Source organism: Bacteroides caccae, from assembly GCF_002222615.2.
GTDB classification, from domain to species: Bacteria; Bacteroidota; Bacteroidia; order Bacteroidales; family Bacteroidaceae; genus Bacteroides; species Bacteroides caccae.
In genome coordinates this window covers 2,581,154-2,602,989 of sequence record NZ_CP022412.2, presented here as the reverse complement: position 1 = coordinate 2,602,989, position 21,836 = coordinate 2,581,154, and the positions used below count along the sequence as shown (strand labels likewise).

Below are 21,836 nucleotides of genomic sequence, written 5' to 3'. Positions count from 1 at the left end.
GTATTTATATATACATCATCAACACTAGACCATGTCCTAATGAAAAAACAAATCTTCTCAACATTAGTTTTATCAATGTGCCTACTATTGCCTTTTTCCTTATATTCTCAGGAGCAACGCAAAAAGGTAGGTGTAGTTTTGAGTGGCGGCGGTGCCAAAGGAATGGCGCATATCAAAGCATTAAAAGTGATCGAAGAAGCGGGTATTCCTATCGATTACATAGCCGGAACTAGTATGGGAGCCATTGTAGGAGGACTCTACGCTATTGGTTATACTCCCGAGCAATTGGACAGTATGGTTCGAAAACAAAACTGGACGTTTCTGTTAAGCGACCGTATCAAACGAAGTGCCATGTCATTGACCGACCGTGAACGGTCGGAAAAGTTCATTGTCTCCATACCTTTCACCAAAAGTCCCAAAGATGCGGCTTCTTCGGGCGGAATTATCAAAGGGCAAAATCTTGCCAATCTATTTTCAGACTTGACTATGGGCTATCATGATTCTATCAACTTTGATAAACTCCCCATCCCTTTCGCTTGTGTAGCAGCAAATGTTGTCAATGGAGAACAAATTATATTCCACAACGGGATCCTGTCAACTGCCATGCGGGCCAGTATGGCTATCCCAGGTGTATTTACACCGGTACGACAAGACAGTATGGTATTGGTGGACGGTGGAATTGTAAATAACTATCCGGCAGATGTTGTAAAAGCTATGGGAGCTGATGTTATCATCGGAGTGGATGTACAAAACGCCTTGAAAAAAGCGGATAAGCTGAACAGTGCTCCTGATATCTTAGGGCAAATCGTAGATATTACCTGCCAATCCAATCATGAAAAGAATGTAGACCTTACCGATACTTACATTCGTGTAAACGTAGACGGTTATTCTTCGGCTAGTTTTACTCCGGCCGCTATTGACACTTTAATGCGAAGAGGAGAAGAAGCAGCTAAAGCACAATGGAATTCCTTACTCGCTTTGAAAAAGAAGATAGGAATATCCGATAATTATGTTCCCAAACGACATGGTCCGTATTCTTCCCTCTCCAATGTACGTACAATTTATGTGACAGACATATCATTCTCCGGTGTAGAAGCTGACGACAAGAAATGGCTAATGAAAAAATGCAACCTGAAAGAAAATAGTAATATTACCACCCAACAGATAGAACAGGCATTATATCAATTAAGAGGAAGCCAATCTTATTCCAGTGCCAGCTATACGTTGACGGACACTCCCGAAGGTTATCACCTCAATTTCCTACTGCAAGCAAAGTATGAAAAAAGAATTAATCTGGGGATCCGTTTCGATTCGGAAGAAATAGCCTCTTTATTAATCAATGGAACGGCAGACCTCAAAACTCATATTCCTTCCCGACTATCTCTTACCGGGCGATTAGGGAAACAGTATGCGGCGCGCATTGACTATACATTAGAGCCTATGCAACAGCGCAACTTCAATTTTTCGTATATGTTTCAGTATAATGACATCAACATATATGAAGAAGGAGAACGCGCCTATAACACTACTTACAAATATCATTTAGCTGAATTTGGCTTCTCGGATGTATGGTATAAGAATTTCCGTTTTGGTCTCGGATTCCGTTTCGAATATTATAAATACAAAGACTTCTTATTTAAGAAGCCGGAATTTATCGGCTTGGATGTAGAATCAGAACACTTCCTTAGCTATTTTGCACAAGTGCACTATAACACATACGATAAAGGATATTTCCCCTCCAAAGGAAGTGATTTCAAAGCCGCCTACTCACTCTATACCGATAATATGGCGCAATACAATGAACAGGCCCCATTTTCCGCACTGAGTGCTTCGTGGGCAAGTGTGATTCCTGCCACCCGCCGTTTTTCTATCATTCCGTCGATCTATGGGCGTGTCCTGATAGGGAAAGGAATTCCTTATCCCCTGAAAAATGCTATCGGTGGTGAAGTATACGGTTTTTATATTCCACAACAGTTGCCTTTTGCCGGCGTAACAAACATGGAATTAATGGAAAATTCTATTATCATTACTTCTCTGAAGTTCAGGCAACGTATGGGAAGTATTCATTACCTCACCCTGACAGGCAACTACGGTTTGACGGACAGTCACTTCTTCGAAATACTGAAAGGCAAACAATTGTTCGGCATCAGCGCAGGTTATGGAATGGATAGCGTTTTCGGTCCTCTGGAAATATCATTGGGATATTCCAATCAGACTGATAAAGGAAGCTGCTTTGTGAATCTGGGATATTATTTCTGATTCCAATCTTTTATAATTTAAACTTTATACTATACAAATTTTTCCCGCTTCTGTAAATTCAGCAGACCGATCATCATCCAGATCAGACTGGAGGAGAAAAGAAATATACGATTTTTGATAAGAATCCCTTCCCATATCATCGGATGAAAATTATCAGGCACACGGAAGGGATTCAGCAAAATATTCCAAAATGAACGTTCTATGCTATTCATATTACTGAAAAACATCAGTACAATGCCAATGATAATCATAAGTACAGCCGTTCCGTTTCCACTCCGGGTAATCGTAGAAAACATAAAAGTCAAATTACCAAAAAAAAGAACCGGAAACATCAACTGCAAAGACATCTCAAAAGGATTGATTGGATACAGCAATAAGATAGCGATGTACGAAAAGACGATTAGAATAGCAAAAATAACCACGTAAATCATGAGTAACCGTACTCCCCATACTTTATACCGATAGTCAGGAATACCAAAAAGTATTTCCAATATCCGGCTGTCTTCGTCATTTTGAATGCCGAAGACAGCCGGGTAGAATATCAGCAATAAACATGGGAACATGAGTATATTATAGATAAGCCCTTCATTAATTTCTGCCCGGTTCCACGCACTCTGAAACATAAAAAAGGCAAAGAATCCAAATGCCGCTAACAGAAACCAAAAGAACTTTCCGGCAAAAATAATCTTCAAATTATATTTTACCACCTTAGGCAGCAGCTTTATTAATTGATTAAATGTCATATCATTCTTTTCTTTTAATTCATATTCTTCAATAGGCAGAGATAAGCATCTTCCAGATTGGCCTCAACTTCTTCGGCTCCTTCGTATGGTTGCTCAACAGAAAGATAACGAACACGGATAGTATCCCCTTGCTGGATATGATGTATGACCAAAGATTTATCCAATGCCTTTTCAAACTCCGTTTTATCTATATTAAACTGCCATACCTTTCCATTAGCCATTTCCACCATGTCCGCCGGATCACCGAAATATTTCAGTTCACCCTTGTTTATTACCACAACCTGATTACAGGAACTGGATATATCTTCAATGATATGAGTAGAAAAAATGACCACACGATCTTTACTCAATTCCACCAACAGATTACGAAAACGGATACGCTCACGAGGGTCGAGTCCTGCTGTCGGCTCATCTACTACCAGAATACGTGGCAAATGGAGCAAAATCAATGCAATGCCGATCCGCTGTTTCATACCTCCCGAGAAAGAACCGATATTTTCATCTTTCCGCTCATACATATGTACCGCATTCAAAACATACTCTAACCGTTCCTTACGCAAATCCTCATCTATTATTCCTTTCAGTATAGCCTGATAATCAAGAAACTCCCAAGATGTCATATTTTCGTAAGTGCCAAATTCCTGCGGAAGGAATCCTATCAAGCTTTGCAATTCTTCCCTATAGATACGGGTATCCATACCATTAATCCAGATACTGCCATAACTCTGCTCGAATATGCCACAAATCACGCGCATCAAAGTTGACTTTCCGGCTCCGTTCGGTCCCAGGAGTCCGAACATACCTGTCTGAATCTCAAACGAAACTCCACGCAATGCTTTAAAAGGTTTACGTTGTTTTCCAATCAAAGGAACACTCTTTACCATACGGAAGTAAGAGCGGCGAAGTCCGGCAAATCGTCCGGTAACACGTTCTATATTTACATTATGTTCATATAGATACTGTGAGGTAACGTAGATAGCAATACCCGCAAACCACAACAGCCCAATCATTACCACCAAACCGTTATTATCCAGTCGCTTGAACAGTTCGAACAAGATAACAGGAGGAAGTCCCCAGAATATCACACGGTTTACTGCCTTTACTCCCTTACTATTTTCGTAACGATAATATAAATAAGAACGTATTTTTCTCCACAAGTACAAAGCCGATGCATAAATAGCAAACGAAAACAGAAATATCCAAAGTCTATTTTGAATAAAAAAATAAGTAAAATAAACACCGAACGCTAACATACCGAATTGCCACAACACATTGACGAAGTCTTTTAGAGAATGATATTCACGACTCATTCCCAGCCTTTTCCGTATTTGCAGACCACTATGCCATTGACGACTGATACGTCCCGGCCAATCATATATCTTAACCAGATTCCGGACAGATATGTGTATTTCTTCATTCGGATCTATGACTTTCGATTTAGCTCTTCTAAGACTAGTCTGTGTAAAATAAGTCAGTCCTGGTATACCCGCAATCAGTGCTACTAAATAGATAGACTGCCAAAGTATTCCTTCAGCATATAGCCAGATACTGACAACGCCAACTACAAAAAGAACAAAATGGAAAATCCACATTTTACGAGACAAAGAACGATACCACCAAAGCACATTTTCCAATCCCATGCAGACAGTAGGAATCAAAATCAACGTCAATAAGGCAGAGAAAAGAAGCCCACCAATCACTGTAATAGCAAAAGGCGCCCCAATGGCTCCGGCATATTCCGTATCTCCCATGGCCAACGGCAACATAGCGGCGATCGTTGTGATAGAAGTTATCAAAATCGGACGGATACGTGACATTCCGGCAGTCATTAATGCCCGATTCCGGCGATATCCTCTTTTACGTAAAATATTAGCATAGTCTATAAGGATAATTCCGTTATTTACGACTACTCCCAGCAGAATCAAGAACCCCGTCAGCGTATTTGCATTCATCAGGCTATTGCTCGAAAGCAATAACGCCAGCAAAGAGCCGATAGCAGCAAGCGGAATAGTAAAAAGTAATACAAAAGGAGTTACTACAGACTCAAAAACAGAAGCAAGTATCATAAAAATCAAAATGAAGGCTGCCAGAATAAGAAATTTGAAATCTCCAAACTGATCCTCCTCATGGAATACTTGCAAGGCAACGCCTGAAGGTAGATTATAACCGGCAATCAATTGGTCTATATCAGAACGATAACTTCCCAATAATTCCTTTGAGGACTGCACATCTCTTGAGAAATTATAATAAACTTCAAGTTGTTTATCCTGATTGACACGTATGATCCGCGAACGTCCGCGACCATAATTAATAGAGGCTATATCTTCCAGATTGTGCATTCCACCCTTTACATTTTCTATCCGAACAGCACGCAAATCATCAACTGTCTTTTCTTTTTGAACCTTCTCCTCCGCTTCTTCTTCCGTCTCTGTACTTTTTTTCAGAATTTCATCGCGAATGATAATGTCATAATTATCTTCTCCCACTTTAAAAGTCACTTCAGAAGAAAACTCGTTATTGAGTGCCGTTAATCCCGAAGTTATATTAGCACGATTGATATCATAAGTAGTCAGCAGAATCGGGTCAAAGTTCAGATTTATCTCTGGCTGACGAGGAGTATACGATACATGAGTATGTTGCACAAATTCCTGTTCATCCAGTAGGTAGCGGATTTCCTCAGCTACCATTTGCATCATTTCGAAATCAGAACCTCTGACAACCACTCGTTCATTATTATCACCAATACCCAGTAAACGCATAAAGCCTCCAAGACTACTCAATACCGAATTTTCCTGTCCGCCTCCCATAGCATCAGAGACATAGACTTCCGCCCCATTAATGTTCGAGACTTTGGATTGCACATCCGATTTGATATCCGTAATTTTCCGTTTACCTATCTTTTGATAATCTTTTTGCAAAACGAGCGTAATAGTTGCTTCTTTCTCCCGGACACGGCAGATCAAATCTTTCTTTTCTGGGAAATCCTTCAGACGTTCTTCCAGCGCTTTGACTATCTTGTCCGTATTCTCAAGGGTACTTCCGGTAGGCATTACAACACTTATATTAAACCGATCCGAATCCACTTCTTTCATCTGCTGCACATTCAAGGTCAGTGATAATATCAGAGTAGCAAAAAGTAAAATCACCGCTCCGAATATAGTGACTCCCGGATTACGCATACACGTCTTCAGTAAAACCAGATACACTTGTATCGGACGTTGAATAATCGACACCTTCTCATAAACGACACTTCTTCCTTTCTTCTTTTTCAGAATAACATAAGTGACCATAGGAATGAAAAGCAAAGCCACAAACAAGGAAATAATCAGCGTAGATATAATAGACACCCCGATATGATGCCCTATCAGTTTAATCAGGAAATTATCTGAAAAGACAAACGGCAGGAAAACAGTGACAGTAGTCAACGTAGCTGCTACAATAGAGCGCCACACCTCTTTAGTGCCCTGAGTAACTGAGCGCTCGGGTGTGTAGCCGCTTCCGGATAAACGATAAATATTCTCCAGCACTACGACACTATTATCCAGTAGCATCCCAATGGCAAGTGCCATTCCCACTAATGTAAGGCTATTGATAGTAATGCCGGAAGCATAGAAGAAATTGAAGGCCGTATAAACTGAGATCGGAATTGAAAGTGCGATAAAGAACACCAGCCGCATATTTTTCAAAAAAAGCCAGAGAATGAAAACAGCCAACAATCCACCGACCAATGCCAGGTTAATGATTTGATTGATGTTATTCTCCATCGTTTCAGCCTTATTCTCCTGAACGACTATTTCCAGATCAAGCGGAACTATTTTTTCATTCAGTTTGTCAATCGCATCAGAAACACGGTGGGAAAGCTCTATAAGATTTGCCTGCGAATCATTTATCAATACCACAGAAACAGCCTCTTTCCCATTTACACGACTATAAGTGGTTTCATCTTTCAGATCAAAGAATACGGTTGCCACATCTTTCAACAAGACAGGTCCGGGAGCCACCACAATATTTTCCAGGTCAGATACTTTCGTATACATCGCATTTACGTGAACAAAAATCTTACTATCCGGCTCATTGGCAAAACCGACAAACGTTTTCTCCTGCGTATTCTGTGAAAGCAGATTACTTATCTTTGACGCCGTAAGGTTCAACGCTTTGCACACCTCCGAATGGAGACGTATCTCAATCGCTTTTTGCCGTCCGCCATATATATTGACAGATGCCACACCATCTATGTTCTCCAAATCGGAAAGAATATTATCCTCCACTAAGTTCCTGACACGGTCTGTCCCTCCCGAACCCCGTACCTGAAGTACCATAAAGTTATTGTTCATCTGTGCAATATCAACTTTCTGTACCTGCACAGTAAAACCACTGGGAAAAGATGCTGCCACTTCATTCACCTTTTCCTGCAACTTAAGAGCAGTCATCTTGAAATTGACATTCTTCTTAAAATCAATTTGTATGTTCGATTGCCTCCTGTCTATATAAGATTGCAGTTTGTCTACTCCTCCTATCGTACTGACAGCTCCTTCAAGCGGAATTATCACTTCCGACTCCACATACGAAGGGTCCATATCCTGCTGCGACGACACTTGGATAAACAATACCGGAAGCTCTGCATTAGGCAGCAACTCTACCGGAAGCTGTTTGTAGGACACATAGCCCAAAAGACTAAGTGCAATAAACAGCATACAGATCGTAATTCTCCTATTTAGTAAAAAGTTCATCTTCAGCTTTTTTTAGTTCGGTGATTTATACGCCTTTTTATCTTTTCAAGGACATAATATACACATGGGATAACCATCAAACTCATCAAAGTAGAAGTTATCAGTCCTCCAATCACAGCAATAGCCATTGGCGAACGAAGGGAAGCACCTTCACCAAATCCGAATGTCATTGGAAGCATAGCCAGAATCGTAGTCAACGTAGTCATTATGATAGGACGGATACGTTGCTGTCCTGCTTCTACAATGGCGTCAGTCAACTCCATTCCTGCCTGGCTAAGTTGGTTGATACGGTCTACCAGAATAATAGAGTTATTAACGGCAATACCTCCCAACATCACGATACCGATAACTCCCATCATATTAATCGTGGTTCCAGTAATGAAGAAAAGCAAGATAGCACCCACCACAGCCAGCGGAATAGTCAGCAGAATCGTAAAAGGATGTAACAACGATTCAAACTGTGAAGCCATGACCATATAAACAAGTACAACAGAAAGCAATAAAGCAAACAATAAGCTATGCATAGACTCCTGCCGTTTTTCTTCTTCTCCGGTCACTGTGATACTATAATTAGCAGGCAAATCAATATCTTTAACAGCCAAACGCACTTCTGCCGCCACTTTATCAAGTGATTTGCCAGTGTCCATATTAGCCATTATTTTACCTATACGGCTCTGATTGCGACGTAGAATCTCTTTAGGTGCCTGCCCATGAGTAATACTAGCGATCTCGTCCAACAAAAACTCTTGTGTACCACTTCTGATAACAAGTGATCCGAGAGCTCCTAAAGATATATCCGGTACTTTAATCACGATATCACGCATCTCACCGCGATACTCCATTTTACCGGCTTCCTTACCACTCAACTGTTGTTTCAACTGTTCAATCACTGTAGCAACACTCAGATTATTGATCCCGGCTATGGTACGGTCTATTGAAATCACTACTTCCGGAGCACCGTCTTCAATAGAAGTTACAACGTCATACACCCCATCCACTTCCTGCATTCTTTCCTTTACTTCTCCGGTAATCTTCGCTATTTCGTCCAACTCCTCTCCTTTCACTTCCACTACAATAGGAGCTCCTTCACTACCCAACAGAGAACTCAAAGAATTTTCATCCTGACGGATAGATAATTCCAGACCATCGGGATTCTTCGCTTCTTCAAGGAACCGGGCAATTACATTTTCTGGAGAAAGAATACACTCCGGAAAAAGAATAATTTTCATCATCGCCGTATTTTCTCCTTCAAATATGGCATTTTCCGAACCGCTTCCCTCTCCGACATGACTATATATCGTACACAGAGAATCGCCTCCGACAATAGTATATAATAAATCTTCGAGATTACCCACAGCCGCAGCAGTACGTTCCATTTGCGTACCTTCAGGCATTTTCACAACAGCAGTAAAAGCCTTACTTTCCGCCCTCGGCATAAACTCCGTACCAATGAACGGAGTCAGCAAACCTGTAACTACAAGTAATAACACTGCCATACCAATTACCCACCAACGATGTCGAACCAACTTGCGAAGTATCTTGCTATATCTAGTAATACGGATTGATTTCACTTCTTCCATTTTTACTTTCTTACCGGAAAGTTGAGTATATAACATCGGAATCACTAGGATAGCAACAAACAAGGAAGATACAAGTGAGAAAGTAACTGTCCAAGCCTGATCTTTAAACAGTTCACCCGAAGCTCCATGAAGATAAACAATCGGAAGAAATACCACAATAGTCGTCAAAGTAGAAGCAATAACCGCATTTGCCACCTCCGCAGTTCCGGTGACCACTGCCTCCTTAACACTCACTCCTTTTTCCTGATTCCGGAAAATACTTTCTATAACTACAATGGCATTATCTACCAGCATACCCGCTCCGAGAGCCAACCCTCCCAAAGTCATAATATTCAGCGTAAGCCCATTGAAAAACATCAAATTGAAAGTTGCTACAATAGAGATTGGAATAGAAAGACTGACAATCAACGTTGTTCCCATTCGACGAAGGAATACAAACAATACAATGACAGCAAGGACAATACCCAATATAGCACTGCTTTTCACTTCACCGATAGCACTTTTTATAAAAGTCCCCTGATTGGAGATTACCTGAAAATGATAGCCGGGCAAAGCATCTTCTATCACTGCCAACCGACTAGTTACTTCGTCTACCACCTTCACCGTATTGAAACGCATTTCCTTATAAATAGACAAACCGATACTACGTTTTCCATTAATACGTACAATGTTTTCGGGACGTGCATTCACAAACTGCACAGTAGCTACTTCTTTCAAAAAGACGGGAGCCTTGTTGAGATCTGTCACAGTTTCAGAAGAACTATTCCCTGAAGTCTCCTGCTGTACCGGTTTATATCCGACGATCAAATTTTCAAAATCGGCTTCTGTGGAAAACAGACTCGAACTTTTCACTAAATACTGCAATCCCAATTCACTTACCCGTCCTCCGGATATGCTCTGATTATTAGACTCAATACGCGAAGCGATATCCTCTATCTTTAATTGGAAAGCATTTAATTTATAAGGATCAGTCTGAACGGTAAGGGTAGTCACTTCCTCTCCCGAAAGAGTCACTTCGGCAACACCTTCCAAGCGAATCAGCTCGTTACGGATATAACTTTCCGCAATCCTTCGCAATTCCGCCATATCCGTAATATTCTGATGAGACATCCCCACCAGGACAACTGGCGACAGATTCGCGTCGTGTTGCGTTATTTTTAGTTCCGTAATCTCCTTATTCTGGGCAAACGGATTCATAGCTTTCTGCAAATCGAGAAAAGCTTCATCCATATCCTTTGTCCAAGTATATTCTACGGTAATCCGTGCCGTTCCCGCTTTAATCACCGAAGACACCTGTGTAACGTCACTCTGCCGAATAGCCATGGATTCCATGTTTTTCACAAATTGTTTTTCGATCTCTTCAGGAGGACGTTCTCCTACCTTTAGTTCGATAAACAAGCGGGGATTATTCAGATCAGGCAATAAGTCGACACTCAACTGATCGTATGACACCTTTCCCAACAATAAGAGGGCAAATACAATCATACAAATTGTAACCGGATTGCCTACTGCAAATTTGACTATATTCTTCATAAGTATTTCCTATTTTCAAAAGGCACGTTTATTCGTCATACGAATAATTTACTTTTGAATTTTTACTTTAGCATCTTCCTTCAATGTTTCAAACCCCTTCACTACCAGATTGTCATTTACTTTGAGTCCGGATATGATTTCAATGTTATATTCATCCTCTAAGCCTGTTTCTAAATTACGTATCTTTGCGGTATTCTTCTCAACGACATATACATATTTGCGACGACGGTTCGACAGAATCACGTCCTTGGGGATAATAATGGAGCTGTCTGCTCTGTCTACCACAATATCTGCTTTAGCAAACATACCCGGACGCAATTTTAGTTGATTGTTATCAACTAAAACCTTTCCTTTATAGGTACGCGTTTCCGAACTGATTGCGGGAGATAATTCGCTGATTTTCCCTCTCAAAGTATCACCCGGTATGGTGTAATGAGTAATATATACCGGTTGTGCTTCCTTGACATAGCGGATGCTGCTCTCCGGCAGATTGATATCCATATACATTTTATCATAAGCCATTAGACTTACTACCGGCTTACCCTGCTCTACCCTGATATCAGTTGTATAATGGGGCAGGTCAACAATCACACCATCAAACGGAGCTTTTACCTTCATTTTCTCCAAATTGAGTTGTGCGTTTTCATAATCATAACGGGCATTCGTCACCTTAACTTCCGTATTCCGCATCTCACTCATCGTCACCCCTCCCTTTTCATAAAGCGCTTTTTGTTTCGATTGCTCCTGTTCGGCTATTTCGAGACTGAGCTTTTTAGCGTCGATAGCAATGCCGTTTTCATATTCTTTGTCTTCCAACCGGACAATTATCGTACCTTTACTCACCCTATCTCCCATTTTGAAAGTTTTTCCTGTCTTCGGATTAATTTGAAGTTTATAAAAGCCGCTCATTTCAGAGTTCAGAGACACCCCATAAGTAGGCTGTACTGTTCCTGTTGTATTTATCAGTTTACTGATCGAACCTTTTTTCAGTTCGACAACAGATACCGGAGTAGCAATGTTATTGGGTGCGTTTTGTGGTCTGTCACCACAGCTTGTCAAGCCTATAGTTGCTAATAAAGAAAATGCTATTAAAATGTGATACTGTTTCATGGTCTGCTTATTTTTTATCGATTATATCTTTCATCGGAACAATAGGAATATTCTTGTCGAAGTCATACAATGAAAGAATTTTAAGATTAAGTAATTCTATTCTGTAGTTGATTAATGCTTGCGTATAAGTGATTTTCTTATTTGAAAGTTGTGTCTGGAACTGACTCATTTCCATACCGGTAATATCGCCTTCCCGATAACGTGTCTGGTTCAGATCATAAGTTAATTGAGCATTTTGCACATTCTGCTCGGCAATTTTGATCTGAGTACGGAGATTCTCAAGACTACGCCATACCTGACGGATATTCAGTTCAATATCTACCTTTTCTTCATGAAATTCAAGTTCATTAATTTGTTGTGCAACCTTTTGTGCTTTGATTCGTGCTCTCTTTTCTCCCCAATCGAATATAGGAACAGTAAAACTGATAGAAACACGTGGATTTTGTGTCGGATTATTAAACATTTTATTCAAATGACGGTTATCTCCCATTAATCCGAATGACAAAGAGATATCCCCTTTGAACTCATTCAATGCTTTCGTCTTAATCATTTCAAACTCAAGTTCTTTACTTTCTATTTCACGCTGACGAAGTTCCAACCGTGAGCCTAATCCATGTGTGATAGCTTGTTCCAAATCTACTTGAATAGGTTTAATATCAACTTCGGCAAATACTAAAATATCCTCATCCAATCTCATTCCAAGTGTTTGTTTCAACTTATCTTTCGCATTTTCCAAACTCACCTTACTCTCGTCTACCGACGAACGAGCTGTCGCTAGATTCAACTCAGCCTGAAAAAGTTCGTCTTTGGCTGCTAAATCCGCTTCTACCTTATTTTTTATAATATCATAGCTTTGCTGGGCATTGATTAGTTCCTCACGGCTGATTTCCAAATTACTTTGCGCCATATAAACAGCATAAAATTGGTCTGTTATACTTTTTTCCGTATTCAACCGCTGCAGAGCATAACTAATATCAGCATTTTCATAATCATATTCAATCTGTTTCAATTCCATTTTCCGCTTGTTGTAAGTGAAGATAGGTTGAGTCAATTGCAAATAGAGGTCATTGCTGAATGCCCGGTCGCTGGTTTTATTCCCTTCCAAAATGGAATTATTGTCTTGCCAACCGAACTTGTTGATTAACGAAATCGTACCGTCCGTCCATAAGATGGGTTGCTCAATTTGAAAAGTCCCACTACTGTTGAGCGTTTCATTAGTATACCATTGCGACAGCCGGTTATCGAAACGCCTGTTTTTGTTATAATCTAACGGATTCAGGTTTAACGAGAACCGCGATTTCAACGAAGCCTTCTGAGCAATCAGGTTCTGTTTATACCTTTCCAAATTCATATAGGAACGGCGGAGAGAAGGACTGTTTTCCTGCGCAATTTCCATAGCCTTGTCAATCGTTAAGGGAATTTGCCCTTGCGAGGGTAATGTAATTCCCATGAAAACAACAATTGCCAGTAGCATTCTTTTTAATAGTAGTAAGTCAATTTGCATATAGTTTGCTGTTTTAATTAATATCGTTTCACTATTTTCACTGCGTCGGCTGTTACAGACCGCAGTTTACATTCATCTGTCAGTACCACCCGGACCGTATCTGAGTCAAAGTAGTAACTACCCAGTTGTTCCCACCCCTCATTTGCTTTTCTCAGGTTAACATAGGCATCTTCTACCTCACTGCCATACTTTACTTTAAAATGATATTCCCCCTGAAGATTATTGTTCCAACGAAGTTCATCATCCTTGAATACATGATAATACAAGTCATACTGACCGACTTCCGGTACAGGTACTTTCCATGTAGCAGTCTGGCTGCCGTCCCCACTTTTAATCACAAAAGCCGAACGAATATATTTTCCATAATATCTGTCATTGGTAGTAGCCGTCCATTGTAAAGGCGGACGCCACCAGGATATACCCGAATATTTAAAAGGTGTTTCCTCCACTTCGTCCAACCACTTAGGCAAGAGCCCCACAATGGGAGGAGCGGAAAGAATAAAAAGAGTAGAATCTTCATTATCCACAATAATTTCCCCCGGCAAATCGAACGAAGATTCCGGCAATATATAAATACTGTCTTTGACTATTTTGTTTCGTTCCTGTTTGACATTATTTATGTCTTGACTAATTATATTCGGAAGATTCCCCGAAACCATAGTATTAATCTCAACATTACGGATCTGATCTTCCCAAACCGAAACAAATTCCTTACTGGTATGAGCAGGCATCTCTATTTTTGTTTTGGCTCTGGGGTCTTCCAAAGGCTGATACCACCAACCGTCTTTACGAATATCCATGTGAATAATCCCATCATAATCCGAATTATTACTTATCAGCATTTTCAATACAAAAAATTCTTCTCCACCCTTATTGGTAATTTTAGTCAATGTTGGTTCCCCTAACGAGTAAAAAGGAAGAGGTGTTGTTTTTTCCCATTCTCCCAACAATGAACGAATATCTGTCCGACTTATCTCTCCCAATGTATCGAGCATATTTTCAAACTTTATATTCAAAAAAGTATTACGTTTCAGCAATGAATATAATGAGTCCCTAAAGGCTTCTACGCCCATATTTATTTCTGCCCTGGCAAAAAGACGGCTTGCTTCCTGTCCGACGATATTATTCTGCAAGTTGCGCAGTTCCATATCGACCAGCAATTCTTTAAATGTACGCTTCTCCAGCAACAGAACAGCCTTTTCATTATTACTAATACCATTAATCTGACGCTCCCAACCTCCATTCTCTGATTTTTTTTGCAAATACAACTCAATCACCCGGTTGGCAACAGGCCATTCCGAAGAAAAAATATTATACCGGAAATTATAGATTTGTGGAAAAAGAAAATAAGGATTTGCCTCTGACGAAAGATTACCTTTTCCCCTGCTACCGGATGAAAAATTATAATTTCCTTCCGTTTGCGCAAATCTCCAGATAAAATTATTGAACGTACGCATCTGTGCTTCCTGCAAACTGATTTCATTCCTGTCTCCATATCTCGACCAACGTATATGGTTTTGAACCTGTTTCTTCATATCCATATCATCAAACAATGCCCCTTTTTCCGGAAATAAGACCATTTCCGGTTGCACGGTTTCCTGTGCTTGCGACCAAGCACGTTCATAACCCACAAATTGTATTGGTACTTCTATCAACGAAAACCGTTTGAAAGGATAATCCAATTTATAGTTTCGAGCCAGTTGGTCTTTAACATTACGTATTAATGAAGGGATCGTATCGTGGATAGAATCCAAAGCTGCCGAAAAGAAGTCATGTCCTTTCAGATGCCAGATACTATATAGGATGCTGTCTGCAGATATACTTTTCTGCTGATAATCTCCTATGGCCAGTGATATTGTTTGAGACGGAAAATCTCCCTTAAACGTATAAACCCCATGTTCATCGCTCTTACCTTCGCCTTGGGAAAGCGGAACCAACCCTGCTAGAGGCTTCACTTTCAAATGGTAATTGCTGAAATAAGTTTGTTGCCAGTCCGGATTTTCATCACTATAACCAGTTCCGGCACGAGGATACCAATATGTTTCGGGAGTAAGCAATAAATAATCCTTTGTCTGGAAACAGTATTGTTTATCAATATTGAACAGAAATTTCTTTTTAGAAGCCTGTAACACTTCCGGAGGAATATCCAGATAACAAAACGAATTATCTATTTGTCCATCATACTTAAATGTCACTGAGGCAGTGTCTCCCTTTGCCAGATTCGTACCGAAATCCACTAATACGATTTGCTTGTCACGCTTGAATTTAAGTGGTTGTCCATCCGAATCAACGGAACGTACGGTCAGCCCCGGATTCAGGCAAAACGTAAATACGGCAGACGAGTCCAAAGCTACCCCCCTCATGGTTACTTCGGATAGAAAGTCATCAAGACGTTGTTCTACCGAAAAATCATATTGATGAATAAACAGCTTCGGAGTAGCGACATATTGGTTGTTAACACGTGTATATGCAGCCCGTATATCGCCCTGATACAAAATGGAATGCACATGCCAATATCCGCAAGCTAAACTCAGCAAGAGTGTACACACAGAAAGAAAGACCCATGGATAATTGCTACGCGACGAGTGAGGCAGACGCCGGAATAGAGAGATAGTGAAAAAGACAAATGCCAGGCCGGCGAGAAAATAGATAGCCCGGTGATTCAAAATTACTTCCCAATTGGAAAATCCAACAATAGTAGATTTTACTAATGGGAGACTATACGCCATATAATCGAAAAGGTAATAAAACTTATCCTCAATATAAAAAACAGTCAATCCGATATACCCCAACAGAATAACAAAAGTGAGTGCCTGATTCTTCAGCACCAACATCAGAAAGATAGACAGGCCAATAATAAAAACGAGCGTAGGTACACTAATCAGCAGAAAATATAATAAATAAGCTATCCAGTCCACTTCTCCCACTGTCAGATTGAATGCCATTGTAATGCCCATAATAATAAGATTGAGCAGCAGAAAAACACGCAGATTCCCCCAGATCTTACCAATCACGTACTCGGCATTACTTAACGGACGGACATAAAAGACTTCCGACGTATCCAGTTTCTTGTCCCTTTTCAGAAAATCAGAGGCAAGAAAAATAGCAATGACAGCCTGTCCTGTATTCAGCAATAGCAGAATTAGATAAGGGATATTCGACGGAATGGACATAGCAATCCAAAATCCGTAAGTATCCTCCGATACAAATAGGAGAAAATTAAAAAGAGTAGTGATACCTATGGCGAGCACTGTAAACACCCGGAAGAACCAACTTCTTATTAATAACTTGCTTTCATACTTTGCTACCGATTGTATATTAGATAAAAAGGTCATATCAGCATATCGTGTTTAGTCGTTTGTCCAAAGGTTTAATTGATTCTCCATATAATATACATAGGCGTGTTCAAGATTAGGAGGAAATGGCTCCGCTTCGTATCCTTCTACTTTATCGGCAACCACCTGTACCTCCCAAGCTGTCCCTGAGGGAATAGTAGATATGACCGGATATTTTTTATCAATCTCATGCAATTGATCGCCACCGGCTCTGATCCTCCACACCTTGCCTTCGGCTTTCTTCAACATATCTTGCGGAGACCCATAGAAAGAAACTTCCCCCCGGTTCATCAACGCCATATTGTTACAAGTACTGGAGATATCTCCTACAATATGGGTAGATAAAATAATAGTGACGTCATTTTCACTAACTTCGGAAAGAAGGTTACGGAAACGAATACGTTCTTCGGGGTCAAGCCCGGTAGTAGGTTCATCTACAATAATTACTTTAGGATGATGTATCAATGCCTGCGCAATTCCCAACCGACGCTTCATGCCTCCTGATAATTTGTTAGCATACCGCTCACGTACATCAAACAATCCTACATTTTCGAGCATTTCATCCACAGCCTGCTTTCTTTGCCTGTTTTGAGTCATTCCCGACAGACGGGCTGCATAGTCCAAAAACTCATACGTTTTATATTTGGCAAAGAAACGAAAGTCCTGAGGGAGATATCCTAAAATACCACGAATTTCTTTCCGTTGTTTCATCAAATCGTATCCACAGATTTCAACCTGTCCGGAAGTTGGCTCCATTAGAGCTACCAGAATACGCATTAAAGTAGATTTGCCGGCACCGTTGGGACCCAATAAGCCAAACATCCCCGTAGGAATCTCCAGATTGACATCTTTCAATGCATGGTTTCCATTTGGATAAATCTTATTGAGGTTTTTAATAGTTATGCTCATGACATTTTGTTAAGCCTATGTTGTATTGGCTGATAAAGATAGGGTTTATTTATATTACAAGAAGCACAATTGTAAAGATTAACTTATATTAGCAGTCAATAGAAGATACTGGATTCATTCAAATGCAAAAGAGGAAGCCGCTTCACAGTGACCTCCTCTCTCTATACTCTATATGAATATGCCCCAAAGGGTTTATTAAAAAAGGAGCATACACAAAAGGGTTTTATCTTAAAAAATTAATTATTAAAAACTTATTCTACTGACTTCAATCAGACAGATAACATCAAAATCATATCAACGATCTTCACAGACAGTTGATATTAAGGGGAAATGTGCATCAAAATAAAATCTGATGCGTAAGCTAGATTAGATAAGATGTACCTCTGTACTTTTCCTAACCAGCATAGTAAAGTAGGGATTCACACGCTACGAATAAATCTAAGCCCCTACTATATATCTCAAATAAATATCTTAGATACTACCTCCCTTACCACCGCTGTGAGTAGGATTATAAGTTACCGTCTTATATTGCTGATCAGCACCTGTATAACGTATCGCAGAGACAGATATTGTTTTTTCGCTTCCGCCATACACTACTGTTGTAGATAATGTAGTTTTACGAGTCTTGGCATAACAAGTATAGTTCATCTCAGTATAACCATTTACATTCACTGTATTGTATGTACGTTCAGTTTCGGTTACTCCAGATGTTGTTCCCATTAATGAGTACATACGAGTTTTAAGATAAGCAGCCATTGCGTTTAGTGTATTTTCGGGAACGCTACTTCCTAATGCTTCTTTTATAGCCTCAACTACACCTCTACCTTTCTCGTAATCCCAACCTGTTTTTTCTTTATACTTCAACACGATACCTGTCAAGGCCTTTGCATTCTCGCTATTGTCACGACTTTCCTGTCCAAGGATTTCGTCTTTCTGAATTACTTCTTTTTCTACTTTACTATTTACTTGATTCTCTATAGCATAAGCAGAGAAGTGTGTAACAGGAGCTTTATAATTAGCCTCACCCACTGTAACTTCAGCAGCCTGTACTTCCCATTCCCCGTTATCCGGATTCAGATAGGAAAGTTGCATAGTTGCTTTAGGGAAAGTTACCCCCGGAATAGGATTAGGAATAGAAATATTTACAGGTTCGCTAAACTGCAAACCTGTCGGCTGAAATTGAGCAGCAGCCAAAGGTATACTTTTTACAGCTTCTACGACCTCAGTAGGCTTAACTTCAGTAACAACCTCTTTAGGAGCAGGAACAAATGTAGTTACACTGATATCAACTTTACCGTTTTTCACAAGGGTCGGATCCTCCTGCGCATCTTCTTTAATTACACCTGCCGGGATCACAATTTCCACTTTCGCAAGAGGCATATCTTCAACAACTTTGTCCGGCTCAACCTGTCCAAAGTCTTCTGTGGTTGTAGGAATCGCCTCATTTGATGTACTTTCATCCTCTACAGTAATTGGATCTGTCATTTCATCCAATACCACTTCTTTTACCGGACTTACTTCCGTCAAGGCAAAAGCAACTTTTACTACACTACGATTCTCAGCATTATCAGCAATTTTCACAGAAGTTTTCTGAGAAAGATAACCATTAGGAGCAACAGAAACCTCATAAGTTCCCGTATTACTTTCCGTTACAGAAAACTCACCTTTCGAATCCGTTATACAATCTTTATCGCCAACTTTCACTTTTACCCCACTTTTTCCTTCACCTTTTACAGTTACAGCACCTTTAATGTAATACTCTACCACCGGTTTCGGAGTTTCAATTACTTCTCCTTCTGCCGGTTTAGGATCGTCATCATCGTCATGACATGCAACTGTAGCAAAAGACAACATACCAAAGGCTATCGCCATGGCACTCACATACATCCATTTTACACTTTTCATAATGTTTCAAATTTGTTAAAATACTTATTCATATCAATCATGTTCAATTCTCACTCGTCCTAATTAAATAATAGCGAATATGATCCGGTTGCCAGAAACGTGAATTCTCGACAGACCTAGGCTCGGTATTATAACTTTCCCCCAAAGAACGGTGGGCGTATTCATTCCCACTACGCATATCATACTGAAAAGCAAAATATTCGGGAAGCATAATCCGCAATGCATGCCGTTTGCGTTTCTTCCCCGGCAACGGAATAGAGAAGTTAAACCCTGCATTCTTTGCCCCGTCCGTATACATACCATATATACCCACAATATATTCGCCGAAATAACGTGAAAGAGTTCCGCGTATTCCATAATCTCCATAAATAAAACGGGATCCTTCCACCTTCACCAGCGTGTTCACTTCCGGCACATAATATCCCACACTAAGCCGTCCATTGATTCTTTTCCACTTACTCATCTCCCACTTGCTACCGTAGAAATGAGAAGAACCGGTAATTCCTCCTTCACCTTCTACCGTCCACCGACCATTTGCAGAAAAATAACCGACTCCCGCAGCAACTCCCATACGATCATCTGAGAAATTACCGCCTGTCAGGTATCCTTTCCAATGATTAGCCAAACGAAAATCCTGACGTAAAGTCATGAATCCCAAGCGAACACAGTCCCACTTTCCTTCTTCATTATTTACGATAGGCAGACTGACTTGCATCCGTAGCGAAGCCCCCTTCCATAATTGCATTTCCAGAGCGGGTTGCAGATCAAGAGCCGCCTTATATAGTTTATAAGTTACATTATTGACTAACATCACACCAGGATATAACACCAAATCCACCTTACCGAAAGTACTGTCTTCCCTTTTTATTCCTTTCAAACGACGCATGGCGGTTCCTGTAGAAGTCGTCATCTCCATATTACGATATACCTCATCCAACGTGTATTCACCGGACTGATACTGTTGAACCAGTTTTGCCGGGAGAGTTATACACAGCTGGGGTAACGCATTATCTAATATAACCAATTGTAGAGTCGGCATTTCTGGCATAGCAACCAAATGACGTATGGCAATACCGATCCCATTATAAGCTCCTCTATACACAGAAGTCTCAAAAGCCGCTGTTATCGTGTCACTTTTCTCTACAACCGAGATATTCTCCATTTCCAGTTTTTTCAAAGTTTCGATCACACGAACGGACTGTGCATGTAACGAAATTCCCCAACAGAGAAAAACATATACTATACCAACTATTCTTTTCATCTTCATTTAATGTATTAATGTACATTCATACCGTAAACCGGCAGACACACATGTAAATTCGCGGGTAAACACGTTGACGGATAGATGCTTCCAAAAGCGCATAGCAGCACCAATGTTCCAACCATGCGTATCATATTCCGCCATGAATTTCAATTCCCGACAAAAAGAGGGAGTATAACGAACTCCGCCGAAAGGTCCTTTATTATATACAGGCTTATCACCCTGATGAAAATACCAACCCGCCGTAATTGCCAGTTGATGTCCCGAACGGAATCCGATTGTTTTAGTAAGCACACCATAGTAGGCACCCCAATATGGAGTTTTTCCTTCAGTCAGAAGATCATCCCCCCCAATCACAACAGCCGGAAAATAACGGCTTTCTTTTAACGGACGAATACGAATCGTATTGGAACGGTCTTGATTGTGATAACCTGTTCTTCCCGTAGCCGTTGTCATTTTGAGTAATGTCATTCGATAAGTAAATTCAATGAAAGAAAACAGTGTCATATCCACGAAATAATTCATTGTAGGAAAACTGAAAACAGAAGGGGTAACTTGCTCGGGTAGGTAGTTTGCTCCTCCTATAAACGTACCGGTTTCCTGCATCTCGGCAGTAGGTATCATTAATTGTCCTGTCGATCCCAAGGAGTATTGTGCACGAACCAAACTGGTCGTCAATATGAAAATCAGAAGTAGAATAATGCCTTTCAATAAAATAAATGGCTTATTCCTGAAAACAGCTTTAGTTTGTTCCATCTCAATTTGTATATTGTTCCCCAATAGCAATTTTCTCAAAGAATTGATTAATCTGCTATTTTTACTATTCATATTTCTGTTACTTCTTAGGTAACAGAACACACACAATCGAAACTAAGCGGAATGAAAATAGAGAAAAACATCGACAAATGTGGTACCAAAGGGCTTTCTGGCTTTAGTGAAAGAGGAAATCCTTTTGAATATAAACAAA

General features: G+C 40.3%; 11 protein-coding genes. 1 reads left to right on the top strand and 10 read right to left on the bottom strand.

From position 1 onward, the window contains the following. Positions 1 to 39: 39 nt before the first annotated feature. Positions 40 to 2,259, top strand: coding sequence for a patatin-like phospholipase family protein (locus CGC64_RS10170; protein ID WP_005677827.1), 2,220 nt, complete (start codon positions 40 to 42; stop codon positions 2,257 to 2,259). 29 nt (positions 2,260 to 2,288) lie between these two features. On the opposite strand, the gene CGC64_RS10165 is transcribed toward CGC64_RS10170, so the two are convergent. The 10 genes from CGC64_RS10165 to CGC64_RS10120 all read right to left on the bottom strand — a co-directional run bounded on the left by CGC64_RS10165 (position 2,289) and on the right by CGC64_RS10120 (position 21,625). Beyond that, on the bottom strand, positions 2,289 to 3,002 hold the full coding sequence (locus CGC64_RS10165) for a hypothetical protein (protein ID WP_005677825.1): 714 nt from the start codon (positions 3,000 to 3,002) through the stop codon (positions 2,289 to 2,291). A 14-nt stretch (positions 3,003 to 3,016) separates the two neighbouring features. Next, positions 3,017 to 7,732, bottom strand: a complete 4,716-nt coding sequence (locus tag CGC64_RS10160; RefSeq protein WP_005680617.1) for an efflux RND transporter permease subunit — start codon at positions 7,730 to 7,732, stop codon at positions 3,017 to 3,019. A 2-nt stretch (positions 7,733 to 7,734) separates the two neighbouring features. Then, positions 7,735 to 10,845: an efflux RND transporter permease subunit gene (locus tag CGC64_RS10155; RefSeq protein ID WP_005677823.1), complete on the bottom strand. Its 3,111-nt coding sequence runs from the start codon at positions 10,843 to 10,845 to the stop codon at positions 7,735 to 7,737. Between the two features lie 48 nt (positions 10,846 to 10,893). Further along, positions 10,894 to 11,955, bottom strand: coding sequence for an efflux RND transporter periplasmic adaptor subunit (locus CGC64_RS10150; protein WP_005677822.1), 1,062 nt, complete (start codon positions 11,953 to 11,955; stop codon positions 10,894 to 10,896). A gap of 7 nt (positions 11,956 to 11,962) precedes the next feature. Beyond that, positions 11,963 to 13,459, bottom strand: coding sequence for a TolC family protein (locus CGC64_RS10145; protein WP_005677821.1), 1,497 nt, complete (start codon positions 13,457 to 13,459; stop codon positions 11,963 to 11,965). A 17-nt stretch (positions 13,460 to 13,476) separates the two neighbouring features. After that, complete coding sequence (locus tag CGC64_RS10140) at positions 13,477 to 16,794, bottom strand: golvesin C-terminal-like domain-containing protein (RefSeq protein ID WP_005677820.1); 3,318 nt, start codon at positions 16,792 to 16,794, stop codon at positions 13,477 to 13,479. Positions 16,795 to 16,809: 15 nt separating this feature from the next. After that, a complete protein-coding gene (locus CGC64_RS10135) occupies positions 16,810 to 17,703 on the bottom strand; it encodes an ABC transporter ATP-binding protein (RefSeq protein WP_005677819.1) in 894 nt (297 codons plus the stop codon). A 471-nt stretch (positions 17,704 to 18,174) separates the two neighbouring features. Then, a complete protein-coding gene (locus CGC64_RS10130; RefSeq protein WP_005677818.1) occupies positions 18,175 to 19,608 on the bottom strand; it encodes a hypothetical protein in 1,434 nt (477 codons plus the stop codon). A 43-nt stretch (positions 19,609 to 19,651) separates the two neighbouring features. Next, positions 19,652 to 20,869, bottom strand: a complete 1,218-nt coding sequence (locus tag CGC64_RS10125) for a hypothetical protein (protein WP_005680616.1) — start codon at positions 20,867 to 20,869, stop codon at positions 19,652 to 19,654. 6 nt (positions 20,870 to 20,875) lie between these two features. Then, the gene (locus CGC64_RS10120; RefSeq protein ID WP_032837640.1) at positions 20,876 to 21,625 is read right to left on the bottom strand and encodes a YjbH domain-containing protein; all 750 of its coding nucleotides are present in this window, start codon (positions 21,623 to 21,625) and stop codon (positions 20,876 to 20,878) included. Between the last annotated feature and the right edge of the window lie 211 nt (positions 21,626 to 21,836).